16 protein-coding genes are annotated in these 15301 nt (G+C 62.7%); 8 read left to right on the top strand and 8 right to left on the bottom strand.

Annotation, left to right across the window (positions count from 1 at the left end):
* The first annotated feature begins 109 nt into the window (after positions 1–109).
* Both ASH00_RS15680 and ASH00_RS15675 read left to right on the top strand, forming a co-directional pair.
* On the top strand, positions 110–619 hold the full coding sequence (locus ASH00_RS15680; protein WP_056550251.1) for a MarR family winged helix-turn-helix transcriptional regulator: 510 nt from the start codon (positions 110–112) through the stop codon (positions 617–619).
* Between the two features lie 64 nt (positions 620–683).
* The gene (locus ASH00_RS15675) at positions 684–1199 is read left to right on the top strand and encodes a MarR family winged helix-turn-helix transcriptional regulator (protein ID WP_056550249.1); all 516 of its coding nucleotides are present in this window, start codon (positions 684–686) and stop codon (positions 1197–1199) included.
* 99 nt (positions 1200–1298) lie between these two features.
* Here ASH00_RS15675 and ASH00_RS16775 read toward each other — a convergent pair whose 3' ends face one another.
* Entirely contained in the window at positions 1299–1595 is a 297-nt protein-coding gene (locus ASH00_RS16775) for a hypothetical protein (protein ID WP_157359182.1), read from the bottom strand.
* Between the two features lie 85 nt (positions 1596–1680).
* Here ASH00_RS16775 and ASH00_RS15665 point away from each other — a divergent pair, with 85 nt between their 5' ends.
* Positions 1681–3015, top strand: coding sequence for a DUF2254 domain-containing protein (locus ASH00_RS15665; protein ID WP_056550245.1), 1335 nt, complete (start codon positions 1681–1683; stop codon positions 3013–3015).
* Positions 3016–3075: 60 nt separating this feature from the next.
* Here the strand turns inward: ASH00_RS15665 and ASH00_RS15660 are convergent, their stop codons facing one another.
* Positions 3076–3534: a DUF3817 domain-containing protein gene (locus ASH00_RS15660; RefSeq protein WP_056550242.1), complete on the bottom strand. Its 459-nt coding sequence runs from the start codon at positions 3532–3534 to the stop codon at positions 3076–3078.
* Between the two features lie 37 nt (positions 3535–3571).
* The gene (locus ASH00_RS15655) at positions 3572–4498 is read right to left on the bottom strand and encodes an EamA family transporter (RefSeq protein ID WP_082566203.1); all 927 of its coding nucleotides are present in this window, start codon (positions 4496–4498) and stop codon (positions 3572–3574) included.
* Positions 4499–4544: 46 nt separating this feature from the next.
* Here ASH00_RS15655 and ASH00_RS15650 point away from each other — a divergent pair, with 46 nt between their 5' ends.
* Positions 4545–5033 carry a MarR family winged helix-turn-helix transcriptional regulator gene (locus tag ASH00_RS15650; RefSeq protein ID WP_056550237.1) on the top strand — a complete coding sequence of 163 codons (489 nt, stop codon included), beginning with the start codon at positions 4545–4547 and terminating at the stop codon, positions 5031–5033.
* Here the strand turns inward: ASH00_RS15650 and ASH00_RS15645 are convergent.
* Positions 5030–5557, bottom strand: a complete 528-nt coding sequence (locus tag ASH00_RS15645) for a DUF488 domain-containing protein (protein ID WP_056550234.1) — start codon at positions 5555–5557, stop codon at positions 5030–5032. The genes ASH00_RS15650 and ASH00_RS15645 overlap by 4 nt on opposite strands.
* Positions 5558–5595: 38 nt before the next feature.
* Between ASH00_RS15645 and ASH00_RS15640 the strand changes: the two genes are divergently transcribed.
* Entirely contained in the window at positions 5596–8844 is a 3249-nt protein-coding gene (locus tag ASH00_RS15640; protein WP_056550233.1) for a DEAD/DEAH box helicase, read from the top strand.
* A gap of 10 nt (positions 8845–8854) precedes the next feature.
* Here ASH00_RS15640 and ASH00_RS15635 read toward each other — a convergent pair whose 3' ends face one another.
* A complete protein-coding gene (locus ASH00_RS15635; protein WP_200954836.1) occupies positions 8855–11473 on the bottom strand; it encodes an excinuclease ABC subunit UvrA in 2619 nt (872 codons plus the stop codon).
* A gap of 103 nt (positions 11474–11576) precedes the next feature.
* Between ASH00_RS15635 and ASH00_RS15630 the strand changes: the two genes are divergently transcribed.
* Positions 11577–11879, top strand: a complete 303-nt coding sequence (locus tag ASH00_RS15630) for a DUF4193 domain-containing protein (RefSeq protein ID WP_056550228.1) — start codon at positions 11577–11579, stop codon at positions 11877–11879.
* Positions 11880–11889: 10 nt separating this feature from the next.
* Here ASH00_RS15630 and ASH00_RS15625 read toward each other — a convergent pair whose 3' ends face one another.
* The 3 genes from ASH00_RS15625 to ASH00_RS15615 form a co-directional block, all read right to left on the bottom strand.
* A complete protein-coding gene (locus tag ASH00_RS15625) occupies positions 11890–12147 on the bottom strand; it encodes a YegP family protein (protein ID WP_056550225.1) in 258 nt (85 codons plus the stop codon).
* Positions 12148–12210: 63 nt separating this feature from the next.
* Positions 12211–12504, bottom strand: coding sequence for a DUF503 domain-containing protein (locus tag ASH00_RS15620; RefSeq protein ID WP_056550222.1), 294 nt, complete (start codon positions 12502–12504; stop codon positions 12211–12213).
* Positions 12505–12510: 6 nt separating this feature from the next.
* Positions 12511–13269, bottom strand: coding sequence for an SDR family NAD(P)-dependent oxidoreductase (locus tag ASH00_RS15615; protein ID WP_056550219.1), 759 nt, complete (start codon positions 13267–13269; stop codon positions 12511–12513).
* A gap of 150 nt (positions 13270–13419) precedes the next feature.
* Here ASH00_RS15615 and ASH00_RS15610 point away from each other — a divergent pair, with 150 nt between their 5' ends.
* Positions 13420–13878: a DUF4383 domain-containing protein gene (locus ASH00_RS15610; RefSeq protein ID WP_056550216.1), complete on the top strand. Its 459-nt coding sequence runs from the start codon at positions 13420–13422 to the stop codon at positions 13876–13878.
* A gap of 201 nt (positions 13879–14079) precedes the next feature.
* The gene (gene fdhA, locus ASH00_RS15605) at positions 14080–15297 is read left to right on the top strand and encodes a formaldehyde dehydrogenase, glutathione-independent (RefSeq protein ID WP_056550213.1); all 1218 of its coding nucleotides are present in this window, start codon (positions 14080–14082) and stop codon (positions 15295–15297) included.
* Positions 15298–15301: the final 4 nt, after the last annotated feature.

Genomic DNA, 15301 nt, shown 5'->3' with positions numbered 1-15301 from the left:
CCAGAAACAGAACAAAAGATGAGTCGTTCTTGAGGTGGCGTAAAAACCTTCCTCGGCCTTTAGATTCGCTAGGTGGCCTAGCATATAGCTGAGCGATAAAATGATTCATATGGAGACCGCTATGAACCCCGACGGCGCAGGCTATTGGTACGCCGACCAGGACAACCCTGGCAGCGTGGATGTGCTCAACGCGCTCCGCGCATACCGTGCCGCAGAAGCCGAGATGCGCCGTCGAACCCGTGATTCCATGAAGATGAATGAAACAGACCTGCTGGCTATCAGGTATGCCATGCGAGCCCACAAGGCCGGGCATTGCATCAGCCCCAAGGACCTCTCGCGCATGCTGAAGATTTCGACGGCGTCCACTACCGGACTCGTTGACCGTCTTGTTGCGAGCGGACACCTGATCCGCCGACCACACCCCACCGACCGGCGTTCCGTCGAGATCATCCCAACCGGCAGTGCTGACACAGAAGTACGTGAAACTCTCGGCGGGATGCACACACGGATGCTCGAAGTTGCTGAATCACTGAGCACCGAGGAGGCGCTGCATGTCACGCGGTTCCTGGAACGCATGACCTGGGCTGTGGGACAAGAGGACACGCCCCATCACCCCTGACACCAACAGAAGCTCAACCAACCACAAGGATTCGTTGCACGGCGACCGGAAGAGACAACACATCATGGATATCGCGCAGTGGCCAACAAACCGACTTCTCAACACGGCTGCCCGGCTCAGCGCCAATCAGGAAAATGAGCGACTCCGTCAACTGGGAACCACCCACGCGGGACTGCTGACACTGCGCGTTCTCGGCAGAACCAGCGCCATCACGCAGGTGGAACTGGCCCGGGAACTTCGCGTTCAGGCACAGACCACCGGCAAACTGCTCGAAAGGCTGGAAACACGCGGCCTGATCCAACGCACCAGAAGCGACGATGATCGCCGTGTCTTCATCGTCAGCCTCAGCGCAGAGGGCAAGGCTGTGCTACAGCGTGCCCAGGCAATGGAGGACGAGGAAGCTCAGTCGTCGATGGGCTCAGACGCCGTCCTACGGGCAGAACTGATTGCCCACATCCGGGACCTGGGCGGTTTCCCCCGCCTCGTTGGGCAAGGCCAGGACGAACACACGGACTCCCGTGACTTGCCGCAGGAAAAGTTCGCCGAGGAGCTCGCCGGACATGACCTGACCGCAGGCTAGGCGATTGCTCCGCAGGCCAGGTACAGGCGCAGAATGAACGATTCCTCCGCGGGCCGAGCGCACGCGCACGAGGGTACGCGGCAGCTACGAGGCAAGGCGTCAGCTCGCGAGGAGTGTTTCGCAGCTCTCGGTCGTAGAGTGCAGTGTACGCGCTTCGAACAATCGGGCGTCCAGCTCCTCAAGATCGCGCACCGCGGCAGAGATCAACCGCTGCACATGGTCAGGATCCCGGGAGGTCTCGCCCGCCCGCTGAACGTCCAACAGCGTCCTCGCGAGCTGGACCCGCACCCGTTCCAGATCCCGGATCCGGCGGGCCGATTCCCTCAGTTCCTCGGCAATGCCGGGCCGATCATGGTCTCGCGCTGAGGATAGGGGACTCGTTGAAGATTGAAGCACCAGAGAATAATAAGCAGGCTTTCTTTTTTCACGCAAGTTCTCGCTCAGATATCAGCGACCCGTTCCGCATTGCTACTGTTCTCGAATGGAACGCAGCAGGTCAGTCTGGCACAGTGCAACGAACCTGACTCCGCGCATGGTTCGCGACTACATCCGAACCCAGCTGTGGCCGGTCCCGCTCACCGCGGTCATCGTCTCAGTGGTGCTCGCTCAGTATGTCACCTGGCTTGACCACCAGCTCGACGACGACATGCCGCCCGCACTGTCAGCACTTCTCTTCGGCGGCGGCGCGGCGGCCGCGCGATCGCTCATGGAAGCAATAGCGGCATCAACCATCACCGTGACGTCCCTGACCTTCTCGTTGACGGTCGTCACGCTGCAACTTGCCAGCAGCCAGTATTCGCCGCGCCTGCTGCGCACCTTCACCAGCGACAGGTTTGTCCACAACACTCTCGCGCTTTTCCTGGCGACCTTCGCTTATTCCCTGACTGTGCTGCGGACAATCCGGGATAACGACGAGGAATCCACCGGCTTTGTTCCGGAGATTGCCGTCACGCTGTCCTTCCTTTTGTCGCTGACCACCGTCATTGGACTGGTTCTGTTCCTTGGTCACCTCTCGCGCCAATTGCGGGTGGAACGAATGTTGGCGGACGTCCACGATGATCTATCGTCGACAATGGGCAGCGTCACGGGCGGATCTGCGACACCGCACATTGAGCTGGAGGCCCCTGCTGGAGCGCTAGATCTACCCGCCGGGTCATCGGGCTTCCTCGTGCAGGTCAATGAGGAGGCGCTGCTCAAGGTGGCCAGGCAGTTCGACGTGGTCATCGTCCTCCAGCGTCCGCCGGGAGACTTCCTTGTCGAGGGCGTGCCCTACGGATATGCAACACAACGGGGCGGCGGCGACTGGACCGAGGACCGAGCACAACAACTCAGGCAGGCGGTCGAGAACTGCGCCACCATCGGATTTGAACGCAACTCGGTTCAGGACATCGGCTTTCCGGTGCAGCAGATCCTCGACGTCGCGGTCCGAGCCATCTCCCCCAGCGTCAATGACCCTACGACGTGCGTGCACGCTTTGGGGCATCTCTCGGCAGGCCTGTCCTCGCTGGCCAGGGAAGACTCGGGACACCGGATGATGACTGACAGCGAGGGCCACGTGAGGGTCACCATCCGCAGGCGAACCTTGTCCATGCTGCTTGAACTGGTCGTGTCGCAGATCTGCACCTACGGCATGGATGACCCACGCGTAGCGCGCCGCCTGGTTGACCTGATGGATGAGACAGAACTCAACGCCTCAGGCCGGCATGGTGAGATTTTCGGCCAACAGCGACAGCGCATCGCGCGTGCCCTGTCCGGCAGCGGGCTCGACCCGGTGGATCAGCAGGAACTCCTCCAAAGATGCGCTACCGGCGCATGACCAGGTAAGACTCGGTCAGCCTCGAAGGATGCACGGCCGGTCACCCCAAAAAAGACCTAGTCAGCCCACAGGTACGGGCGGACCGGCGATCAACAGGGCCGCAAAGACCACGCTGACACCGATGATTCCCACCAGTGCGGCCGTGAGCGGGTTGCGCAGCACCCACGCCTGAAGGTTCTCAACCGCACCGGACGGCTGGTCCTTTCCGGCCGCAAGGCGCCATCCGCCGTCGAGCTTTCCCCGGCGCTCAAGCTGCCAGTCAAAAAGAACCGTGGCGAACGGGATGACACCGGCCAAAAGGCCCAGCGCCCCGGTGCCCGTGCTCCACCGCTGGTTGACCCAGACAAAGGTTGTGCTCACCAGGTACGTGAGGAAGATGAAACCGTGCAGTGCCCCACCCACCGAGACCAGGATCTCAGTGGTTTCAGTAACGTACTTCAGATACATGCCCGCCAGAAGCAGTGCCCACGTGATCGCCTCCGCGACGGCAACGCTACGGAAGAGGGTACGAGGGCTCATGGATGTCTCCTGGTCAAACGGGTGCGGTCCAACAAATCTAACGCAGCGGCGTCGGGATGCAGATTTCAGGCAACCGGTCTACGGCAGGCAGCGCAACCGCCGGCTGCCTGCCGGAGCGCCTGCGCACATTGACCGCCAGGATGGAACCCAGAACCAGCAACCCGCCAACTCCCTGCAAAAGGGACAGTTGCTCGCCCATCACGAGCCACCCAAGGAGCGCGGCGACCACGGGGCTGAGCAAACCGAGGAATGAAGGAGCAGTAACCGGCAGCCGCTGAATACCGCGGAACCACAGCACGTAGGCCACAGCTGTTCCAAGGATCGAGAGGTACAGGTACCCGCCGAGGTTGGTCACCGTAAGCGCCGGCGGCTGCCCCTCGACGATGAGCATCAGCGGGACCAGCAGGAGCCCGCCGGCCACCAGCTGCCAGGCCGTCATGGTGAGCGGCTTCTCTGCCTTGCCCCACTTCTTGGCAAGCACGACGCCGGCAGCCATGGACACCGCCCCGCCCAGTGCGGCGAGCACGCCCACCGTATCGAGGCGCGCCTGCGGTGACAGAACCAGAAGCGCGACGCCGGCAGCACCGGTAATCCCCGCCAGCACCACTTTGAGCGACAACCGGTCCTTGAGGACCCACGTTGCCAGTCCGGCCACGATGAGCGGCTGAACAGCGCCTACGGTCGCCGCCACTCCCCCGGGCAACCGGTACGCCGCAACGAAGAGCAACGCAAAGAAGACCCCGATATTGAGGCCGCCAAGCACAAGCGCCTTCCACCACCATGAGCCGCGTGGTAACCGCCGCACCACCAGCAGAAGCAGGAGACCGGCAGGGAGTGCGCGAAGCACCGCGGCAGTCAGCGGAAGCCCTGGCGGCAGCAAGGCCACGGTCACCAGATAGGTGCTGCCCCACACCATCGGCGCAAGGGCGGTTATCAACAGGGCCCAACTCGTTTTGCTAAGCACTTAGCAATAGTAGCTAAGTGCTTAGCAAACTGTCTAGAGTGGATCCATGACTGACCACGTGGACGGGATTGTGCAGCAGTGGCATCGCGAGCGGCCCGAGCTCGATGTCTCCCCCATGCACGTACTGGGCCGGCTCTCCCGGGTGGCGCAACAGGCGGAACGCCGGCTTGAGGAGAACTTCTCGCGGCACGGGCTGGATGCCGGGTCTTTTGACGTGCTCGCCACCCTGCGGAGGAACGGATCCCCCTACACACTTAGCCCGAAAGACCTCGCTGCGAGCGCCATGATCACCTCAAGCGCCGTCGCACAGCGCCTGAACCGGCTGGAAGATCGCGGACTGATTACCCGCGCCAAAAGCAGCATTGACGGGCGCGGAACCGAAGTAACGCTGACGCAACAGGGGAAGGACCTGGTCGATGCAACCCTCCCTACCCACCTGGCTGCTGAGGACGAACTGCTCGCGGGCCTCTCCGCCAGCGAGCGCCACGCACTTGCAGACCTGCTGAGGAAGTTCGGTGCCGGGCTGGTCGACTAGTCCTGCACATCCCAGTACACGGCACTGTCAGAAACTCGGGCGCCTGCGGACGGTTCATGCAGCGTCAACCGGCCACCAGGCATGAGGTGATGCACCTCGAAGCCATGCAGCAGCACCAGCACGTCCGCAACAATGCGCCGATGGCAACGCCACCAGACACTCTCGCTGCACATGATCGCGGTGGAGGCCTGTGCAGCGACCTCCCGCAGCTCCGCCAGCGCGGCCGCGAATTCGTCCGTGCGGGTGTAGGCGGCATAGGCGCGGAACTGCGCCACCCGCCACCACGTGTCAGTTTCCGGCTCGCCCGCAGCATTGCGTCGGCGCCCGCCCAGATCCTCAAACCACCGGTAATCGATTCCATCGGATGGCAACCACTCCTCGAGCGCTTCCTTCCGCGTGTCGAGGTTCCGGCGGCTGCCGGGAAAGCGACGCACATCCGCCAGGGTCTGCACCTGGGCTCCCTGAAGCAGCGCCCCGAACTGTTCCCGGTCCGCTGTTCCGTGCCCCACCGTAAGTAGCCGCATGGCACCAGTCTGTCAGGGCCACATGAGAGCATAAATTCATGCCCGAAACCCCGTATCCCATGATCGATGTCGCTGACATCATCCGCATGGTGGGTGGCGCCGCGTTCCAGCGTGGGCAGGGGTATGCCAAGGATTCCCTGGTGCAGGGGCTGACCTTCGAACCGGACTCCAAGACCGTCCACGCGCGCGTCATGGGAAGCTCGCCTGCGCCGTACCGCACGCAACTGTATCTGGCGCAGAAGGGTGATGGCCGCTTCCACCTTCGGGACAGCGTGTGCTCCTGCCCGGTGGGGCTGGACTGCAAGCATGTTGCCGCCGTCGCGCTTCGTTCCAACATGGAGAATCTCCGCGCCAATCAGGAGCTGACGGCGCCGTCGTTGCCCGCCCGCCCCGCCGGGTGGCAGGAATCCCTGTCCGGCCTCCTTTCAAGCCACCAGCACGACGACGGCGCCCTCGCCGCCGACCAGCCCACCGTTTTGGGTCTGCAGTTTGAACTGCGCCCCACCACGGTGTCCAAGTGGGAGAAGCGGCGTGCCTACCGCGGTTTCAAGCTCGGCGTCCGGCCGGTGATCCGGAACGCGAAGGGCAACTGGGTGAAGAACAATCTCGCGTGGGGAAACATCAGCTACCAAACGTACGGGCTGAAGCTGGATCCCGATCAGCACCGCTGGTTCGCCCAGTTTCCGGCGCTGCACCGCGGGACCGGCGTTACATACTTCGGCAATAATGACTCCTGGCTGTACCTGGATGATTTCAGCAACCCGCTCCTGTGGCAGCTGCTGCAGGAGGCTCAACGGTTGGGGATTGCCTTCGTCGGTTCGAAGAAGAGCGTTACGGTCCACCTGGCTTCCGAGGCAGTCCTGCTCCTCGATGCCACCACCACGGACAACGCCATCCAGCTCTGCCCGGCCATCAATATCGACGGCGAGAACCACCCGCCGGAATCGGCACACGTTATTGCCGATCACGGCGTCTACACGGCCTCCGAGAACGGCACCATCACCCTGGCGCCCACCACGCGCAAGCTCACCGATCACAACCGGGAACTCCTCGAGCGCACCAAGCCGGTGCGCATCCCGGAGAGCGAGAAGCAGGAGTTCCTGTCAGGTTTCTATCCGCGGCTCATCCAGTCCATCGATGTGGTGAGCAGCGACGGCTCGGTCATCTTCCCGGAAATCCTTCCCCCTGTGCTGGTTCTCACTGCCGCCTTCGGTGAGGACGAGCTGCAGCTCTCCTGGGACTGGGCCTACCAGAGCGGTGACACTGAGTCCCGCAAACCCCTCAAAAGCAAGGACGACGACGGCGGGTACCGAGACGCCGCAACCGAAACCGCCACGCTCGCAGCGGCTCGGGACGCCCTCGGCGGCCGCATGGTGAAGGACCGCGTGTTCACCGGCATGGAGGTGGTGGACTTCACGGAGACCGCCCTGCCGCGGCTGGAGCGGCTGGACGCAGTACGCGTGGACATTCTCGGCAGCAAACCGACGTTTGAGGAGCTCACCGACACACCGCAGCTTCTCATCACCACCGTGGACACCGAGGACCACGACTGGTTTGACCTGGGCGTATTGGTCACCGTGCAGGGTCGGAAGATCCCGTTCGACCACATCTTCACCGCCCTCGCCAAGGGCAGCAACCGGATCAAGCTGGTAGACAACAGCTACCTGTCCCTGAACCAGCCCATCTTCGACCAGCTTCGCGAACTCATCGATGAGGCACGGATGCTCAACGAGTGGGAGACCGGGCTGCGGATCAGCCGCTATCAGGCGGGTCTGTGGGCTGAATTCGAGGACCTTGCTGAGGAAACGGAACAGGCACAGTCATGGCGTGCAGCCGTCAATGGCCTGCTCGAGTTGACCGAGGTGGCGCAGACCCCGCTCCCGGACGGGCTTCACGCAACCCTTCGCCCCTACCAGGTGGACGGCTTCAACTGGCTCGCGTTCCTGTGGTCACACGGCCTGGGGGGTGTGCTGGCTGATGACATGGGTCTCGGAAAGACGCTCCAGACGCTGGCGTTGCTGGTCCACGCGAAGGATCAGGGCGAGAAACGGCCCTTCCTCGTGGTAGCGCCCACCTCAGTGGTTCCGAACTGGATTGCGGAGGCGCAGCGCTTCGCTCCCGGTCTCGCGGTGCGGGGTATCGGTGATACGCAGGCCAAAAGCGGAACACCGGTGTCCGAGCAGGTGGAGGGCGCCGACGTCGTTATCACGTCCTATGCGCTCTTCCGGTTGGACAATGACGCCTACGGGAAGCAGGAGTGGGCGGGCCTCATCCTGGACGAGGCGCAATTTGTGAAGAATCATGCGGCGAAGGTGCACCGGTGCGCCAAGGAACTCCCTGCGCCCTTCAAGCTGGCTATCACCGGCACTCCCATGGAGAACAACCTGATGGAGCTGTGGGCGATGTTCAACATCACTGCTCCGGGATTGTTCCCGTCATCGCGTGCTTTCACGGAGGAGTACCGGACACCCATCGAGAAGCAAGGCAGTACGGAGAGGCTGCAGCGGCTGCGGCGCCGGATCCGGCCGCTGATGATGCGGCGAACCAAGGAGGCCGTCGCGTCAGACCTCCCGCCCAAACAGGAGCAGGTGCTCGCGGTGGAACTGCACCCCCGCCACCGCAAGATCTACCAGACGCACCTGCAGCGGGAACGGCAGAAGCTGCTCGGCCTCATCGAGGACCTGGACCGGAACCGGATGATCGTGTTCCGCTCGCTCACCCTCCTTCGGATGCTCAGCCTCGATGCGTCGCTGGTTGAGCCGGAGTATGAGGGTGTGCCGTCAGCAAAGCTGGACGTCCTGTTTGAACAGTTGGAGGACGTTCTCGCAGAGGGACACCGCGCCCTGGTGTTCAGCCAGTTCACGTCCTACCTCAAGCTGGCGGCAGCGCGCCTGGAAGCCCAGGGCGTCGAGTTCGCCTATCTGGACGGCTCCACCCGGAAGCGCGGAGACGTCATTGACTCCTTCAAGAACGGCACCGCACCGGTGTTCCTGATCAGCCTCAAGGCAGGCGGCTTCGGGCTGAACCTGACCGAAGCTGACTACTGCTTCCTGCTGGATCCGTGGTGGAACCCTGCCAGCGAAGCGCAGGCGGTGGACCGGACGCACCGCATCGGCCAGACCAAGAACGTCATGGTCTACCGGATGGTCTCGACGGACACCATCGAGGAGAAGGTCATGAAGCTGAAGGAGCAGAAGGCCAAGCTGTTCAGCTCAGTCATGGATGATGACGCCGTCTTCAGTTCAGCGCTGACGGCGGATGACATCAGGGAACTGTTGGCCGGGTAAGCGCTGGAGGTCAGGAGTGCAGAATAGCAGCGAGATACGAGGCGGTCCGGCTGTCCTGTGATGCCGCCACCCTAGCCGGAGTGCCGGCGGCCGTGATCTTTCCGCCTCCGTCGCCACCGGCGGGTCCAAGATCGATGACCCAGTCAGCGGAGGCGACAACATCCATGGTGTGCTCGACCAGAATCACTGTGTTGCCGGCGTCGACCAGCCCGTGCAGTTGCGTCATCAGCAGACGGACATCTGCGGGATGCAATCCGGTGGTGGGCTCATCCAGCAGGTACAGCGTGTGACCGCGCTGGGCACGCTGCATTTCCGTGGCCAGCTTGATGCGCTGGGCTTCTCCGCCGGACAGCTCGGTGGCGGGTTGACCCAGCCGAAGGTAACCCAATCCCACTTCCAGCAAGGTTCTAAGGCTCCGGGCCGCTGAGGGTACGTCGGCCAGGAATTCAGCGGCAGCGGTAACCGTCATTCCCAGCACCTCGGCGACGTTCCGGCCGCGGTAGGTGACCTCAAGAGTTTCGGGATTGAACCGGGATCCATCGCACTCTGGGCACGGCCCGTAACTGCCGGGCAGGAACAACAGCTCCACGGCCACGAACCCTTCGCCCTGGCAGACCTCGCACCGACCGCCTGCCACATTGAAGGAGAAGCGTCCGGCGCCGTAGCCACGGGATCGGGCCTCGTCGGTGGCGGCGAACTCCTTCCGCACGGCGTCGAAAAGTCCGGTGTAGGTAGCCAGGTTGGAGCGCGGAGTCCGGCCGATCGGCTTCTGATCAACCGTCACGAGCCTATCGAGGTGGTTCCGTCCGGAGGGCGATTCGACTATCAGCGATCCCGTGCGGGCGGCGTCAGTGCCGCTTTCGCCCGTGTCGGACGATTCCGGGGTTCCACCGTGCGGATCCTCACCGTGTGGACGCAGCCGTTCCTTGACGAGCTCGGCGAGGACCTGACTGACCAGGGTCGATTTGCCTGAGCCGGACACTCCGGTGACCGCAGTAAGTACTCCGAGTGGGAAGTCCACGTTGAGGTTGCGAAGGTTGTGCCGGGTGATGTTCCTCAGCCCGAGCCAACCTGTTGCCTCCCTGCTTGCACCTTGGCCAGCGGTTGCGCCGTCGTGATCGTGACCGGCTGAAGCGACGTCGCCAGTCCCGTCAGTGTGCCCGGGAAAGAGGAACGGCCTGGTTACAGACGCTGCAACGTCTCGAAGCCCGTCGACCGGTCCGCTGTAGAGCACCTCACCGCCGCCCTCGCCGGCGTTCGGTCCGACATCCACAACCCAGTCAGCACGGCGCACCACGTCCATGTTGTGCTCCACGACGAAGACTGAGTTGCCGGAAACCCTGAGCTGGTCCAGCACCGCCAGCAGGGGTTCGGCGTCCGCTGGGTGCAGCCCGGCCGACGGCTCGTCGAGCACGTAGATCACACCGAACAGTCCGGACCGGAGTTGGGTGGCGATCCGGAGTCTCTGCATCTCCCCCGGAGAAAGCGTGGGAGTGGATCGACCGAGCGCAAGATAACCCAGGCCTAAATCCAGAAGGACTGTGATCCGTTGCAGCAGATCCTTGGTGAGTGCGACGGCCACCTCGTTGGTTTCGCCTGAGGACCGCCTGCGCGAGGCCGTTCCCGCCGAGGTCAGCTCGGTGGTGGGACGGATGATGCCGGCCAGTTCGCTCAACGGAACCGCGTTGAGCTCGGCGATGGTCTTCCCGGCGAACGTCACGGCGAGGGCATCGGGCCTGAGGCCGCTGCCTCCGCAACGCGTGCACGGTCCGGTGTGCATGAACTGCAGCACACGGTTACGCATGGTGGTGCTCTGCGAATCGGCCAGAGTGTGCAGGACGTAACTGCGGGCGCTCCAGAACTTTCCCTTGTACGGCTTTGCTACGCGGTCCCGCTCCGGGGTCACTTCGACGACGGGCTGCTCTTCCGTGAAAAGGATCCAGTCGCGGTCCTTTTTCGGCAGCTTTTGCCAGGAAGTTTCGACGTCGTAGCCGAGGTGGGTGAGGATGTCACGCAGGTTCTTGCCCTGCCAGGCGCCCGGCCAGGCAGCGATGGCTCCGTCACGGATGCTGAGCGAGGGATCCGGCACCAGCGAATCCTCGCTGACCGTGTGCGCAATGCCGAGGCCATGACATTCCGGGCAGGCTCCCGCAGCGGTGTTCGGAGAAAACGCATCCGAATCAAGTTGCCCTGCGCCGGGAGGGTAACTGCCTGCCCGTGAGAAAAGCATGCGTACAGAGTTGGACAGGGTCGTTACTGTGCCAACGGAGGACCGGCTGCTCTGGGCGCCGCGGCGCTGTTGAAGTGCCACCGCAGGAGGCAGACCGGTGATCTGTTCCACTTTGGGGTTGTGGCCCTGCTGAATGAGCCGGCGGGCATACGGCGCCACGGACTCGAAATAACGTCTCTGGGCTTCGGCGTATATAGTACCGAAGGCCAGGGAAGACTTGCCTGAGCCGGACACCCCGGTGAAAGCAACGATCGCATCGCGGGGAACGTCCACGTTCACGGCGCGCAGATTGTTTTCGCGGGCGCCGCGCACCCGGACAAAGCCATCCGTGGGACGGGTAGGGTCCGGCGTCAGTAGCATCTGGTCGGGAAGTTTGGAGGCGTGCTGTTCACTTTGCATTGATTCGACACTATCGCCGAATCGCGGGAACAAAGGCACGCACATATGTGTTGCAAGATTGCTGTAGTAACAACCGCTAACGCCAGAGAGAAGAACATCCAAAGTGGCAACCGATTACGACGAAGTCCGTTCCGACGTCAAGGAATCTCAGGACCGGTCGCTGGAGGCACTGCAAGCCGCCAACGCCCCCGATGCGAAGAGAGTCGTCACTGAGCTGGACGAGTCCGATTCCCTTGACGAAGGACATACGCCCGGCGGGGAAATCGTCTCCGAAGAGCTGATCGTTCAGGTGGTCCCTCAGGGTGAGGACGAGTTCACGTGCTACTCCTGTTTCCTGGTCCGGCACCGGTCTCAGAAAGCGCGGGAAAGCAACGGGCACACCTACTGCGTCGAGTGTGAAGGCTAGGAGCGAAAGCTCAGGCCGAAAGGCGCGGCTTCGCTACGGCATGGGTGGATTGCTCCCTGGCAGCGTGACCGTGGGACGCCTGCTCCTTGCGGGTGTGGTCCATCACGGGACCGGTACCGGCGATTTCACGGATGACGTCGATGCCCTCGATGGCAGCCTGTTTGGTGGGGAAGTACGCGGAGACAGCAACCAGGGTGCCGTCACCGGCCATGAGTTTGAGCCGGTACCCATGATCATGGGCGTCAACCAGCTTGAAATATCCAGACACGGTCTTACCTCCTCGTAAGTACGCCTCAACATTCCCATGGTAGTAAGGTCACTGACGATCCCGTTAGTCATCGCTGGTCACAATTCGGCGTCGAGCACTCAAGAGTTCAAGTTCCGGCCTCGCAGCGACAAACCGCTCAACCTCATCCAGCACCTCGACAACATGCCTGCGATCCCCCGAAACCAGGCCCACGCCAACGGTTGCGCGGCGGTGGAGATCCTGCGTACCGACTTCGGCAGCTGACACCTCGAAACGTCGCCGCACCTCCGCCACCAGCGGCCGAACCAGCGAACGCTTCCCCTTCAGTGAGTGCACGTCCCCCAGTAGGAGGTCGAACTCGATGAACCCCACCCACATATTCGCTCACCTGCCGCGCGCGGCGAGCCTGGCCACCAACGACGACGGCGCATTCCTCGCAACGAACGCAAGCACCTTATAGCGAAGGCTGGGAATCGACACCGCCTTGCCGGCGGAAAGATCCTTCAGGGCAGCGCCCACGACGCCCTGAGCATCCAACCACATCCAGCGTGGAACGGAGCCCTTGTCCATGCCCATACGCTGGTGGAATTCAGTGTGGACGAAGCCGGGACACAACGCCATTACGGTCACTCCCCGGGACTTGTAGGCGAAGTTGGCCCAGGTGCTGAAGTTGATCATGGCTGCCTTCAGCGCGCCGTAGGTCCCGCGCGGAGTGAATCCGGCAACGCTGGCCACGTTCACTATCTGCCCGGAACCGCGTGCGAGCATGCCCTGCAGCGCGGCATGGCTGAGCGCAAGGGGAACGGTGAGATGAATCGCCGCGTGGTTCAGTTCGTCCTCAAGCGGATTCGCCTCGAAGGATTTGGGCAGGCCATAGCCTGCATTGTTGACCAGGGTTGACACCGGCTCCGTGCTGTCCCGGATCCTGTCGAGGACACGGCGGACGCCGTCGTCGTCATGCAGGTCCGCAGCCAGCACCTCCACCGCCACGCTGAAGCGGGAGCGAAGTGCAGCCGCTTTTTTCTCCAGCCTGGCCGAGTCCCGGGCAACCAGGACAAGGCCGTTCCCCTGACGGGCAAGTTGCTCCGCGAACTCCGCTCCAAGGCCTGCAGTTGCGCCGGTAATCATTGCCCAGTTGGCCATGTTTTCCCTTATCAGGTGGGTATTTCAGCAGTAAAATGAGAGTGCTGGTTGGGTGCGGTTTGCGCTCTTCCAACGGCGGTGCAGGCGATTCGCCTCTCCTGACGTTTTCGCGGCACCGCGAAGAGTCATATTCACACATGAGGAGGGGAGATGACTACCGCATCACACCATGCGCATGATTTCCATGTGACGCGCGATCACGTTCGCAGCGCCTCGATGGGGATGGGAGTAGTTTTCCTGCTGGTGGGGATTCTCGGATTCATCCCGGGCATCACCACACAATACGGTTCCATGACCTTTGCATCCGGTTCCGAAGCAATGCTCCTGGGCGCGTTCCAGGTGTCGGTGCTCCTCAACCTGCTGTATCTAGCCATGGGAGCCGCCGGAGTCTGGATGAGCCGCGGAGTGCTTTCAGCTCGAAACTTCCTGCTCGGAAGCGGCGCGGTCCTGCTGGTCATGTGGCTCTACGGACTGATTGTCGGCACCTCTGCCGCCAACATTCTGTCGACCAACGCATCCACCAACTGGCTCAACCTGATCCTCGGCGTCGTCGCTGGTGGGCTGGGCGTTGCCTATGCCATGCGGCACCGTGGTAGCCGCGCTGTCTAGCGATTCGCGCCCTCAAGCATGTCCCGCCCGAGAATTGGGCGGGACATGCTTTTGTACGTCTGGAATGTTTATCAAATCGGTATACGCCGAAGCCTTTCAGACCTAGACTGACGGCGAGGCCACCTTCTGACAGACGCGGTCAGTTGCGGCCTCTGAAAGGGATGTTCGAAGACGAACTCCCATCACATCGGAAGGATCACCATGTCAGGAAACAGGGCTGTGGCCTACAAGGGCCCCGGCAAGGTCGAGATCATCGATACCGACTACCCCACGTTTGAACTCAAGGACGGTCCCGGGGTCAACCCTGCGAACGTCGGCAGAAAGGTCAATCACGGCGTCATCCTGAAGACTGTCGCCACAAATATCTGCGGCTCGGACCAGCACATGGTCCGTGGACGGACCACCGCACCCGCGGACCTCGTGCTGGGGCACGAAATTACCGGCGAGGTGGTGGAGGTCGGAAGCGATGTCGAATTCATCAAGAAAGGTGACATCTGCTCGGTTCCGTTCAATATTTCCTGCGGACGGTGCCGGAACTGCAAGGAACGCAAGACCGGTATCTGCCTCAACGTCAACCCTGACCGGCCGGGCAGCGCCTACGGTTACGTGGATATGGGCGGCTGGGTCGGTGGCCAGGCAGAGTACGTCCTGGTGCCCTACGCGGACTGGAACCTGCTGAAGTTTCCGGATCGGGACCAGGCGCTGGAGAAGATCCTGGACCTGACGATGCTCTCGGATATTTTCCCCACCGGTTACCACGGTGCCTACACGGCCGGCGTCACCACCGGCTCCACGGTCTACATCGCGGGCGCAGGCCCGGTGGGTCTGGCGGCTGCACTCTCCGCGCAGCTGCTGGGTGCCGCCGTCGTCATCGTGGCCGACCTCAATGAGGAGCGGCTTGCACAGGCCCGCACTTTCGGGTGCGAAACGGTCGACGTCTCCAAGGGCGACCCCAAGGACCAGATCGAGCAGCTCCTCGGAGTGCCGGAGGTGGATTGTGGCGTTGACGCCGTCGGGTTTGAGGCCCGCGGTCACGGCAAGGACTCCTCGCACGAGGCTCCAGCCACCGTGCTGAACTCGCTCATGTCGGTAACCGCCGCTGGTGGCGCGCTCGGCATCCCGGGACTCTACGTCACGGGTGATCCGGGCGGAATTGACGAGGCAGCAAAGGTCGGTTCCCTGTCGCTTTCGCTCGGTACCGGCTGGGCGAAGTCTTTGTCCTTCACCACAGGCCAGTGTCCGGTTATGAAGTACAACCGCGGCCTCATGATGGCGATCCTGCACGACAAGGCGCACATCGCCAAGGCCGTAAATGCCAAGCCGATTCCGCTGGACCAGGCACCGCAGGGTTACGAGGAGTTCGACAAGGGTGCGGCCACCAAGTACGTGCTGAACCCGAACGGCTACATCGCCGCCTGACCCC

The sequence above is a fragment of the Arthrobacter sp. Soil782 genome, assembly GCF_001428435.1.
GTDB lineage: Bacteria > Actinomycetota > Actinomycetes > Actinomycetales > Micrococcaceae > Arthrobacter_D > Arthrobacter_D parietis.
This window is presented reverse-complemented; position numbering and strand designations above follow the sequence as displayed.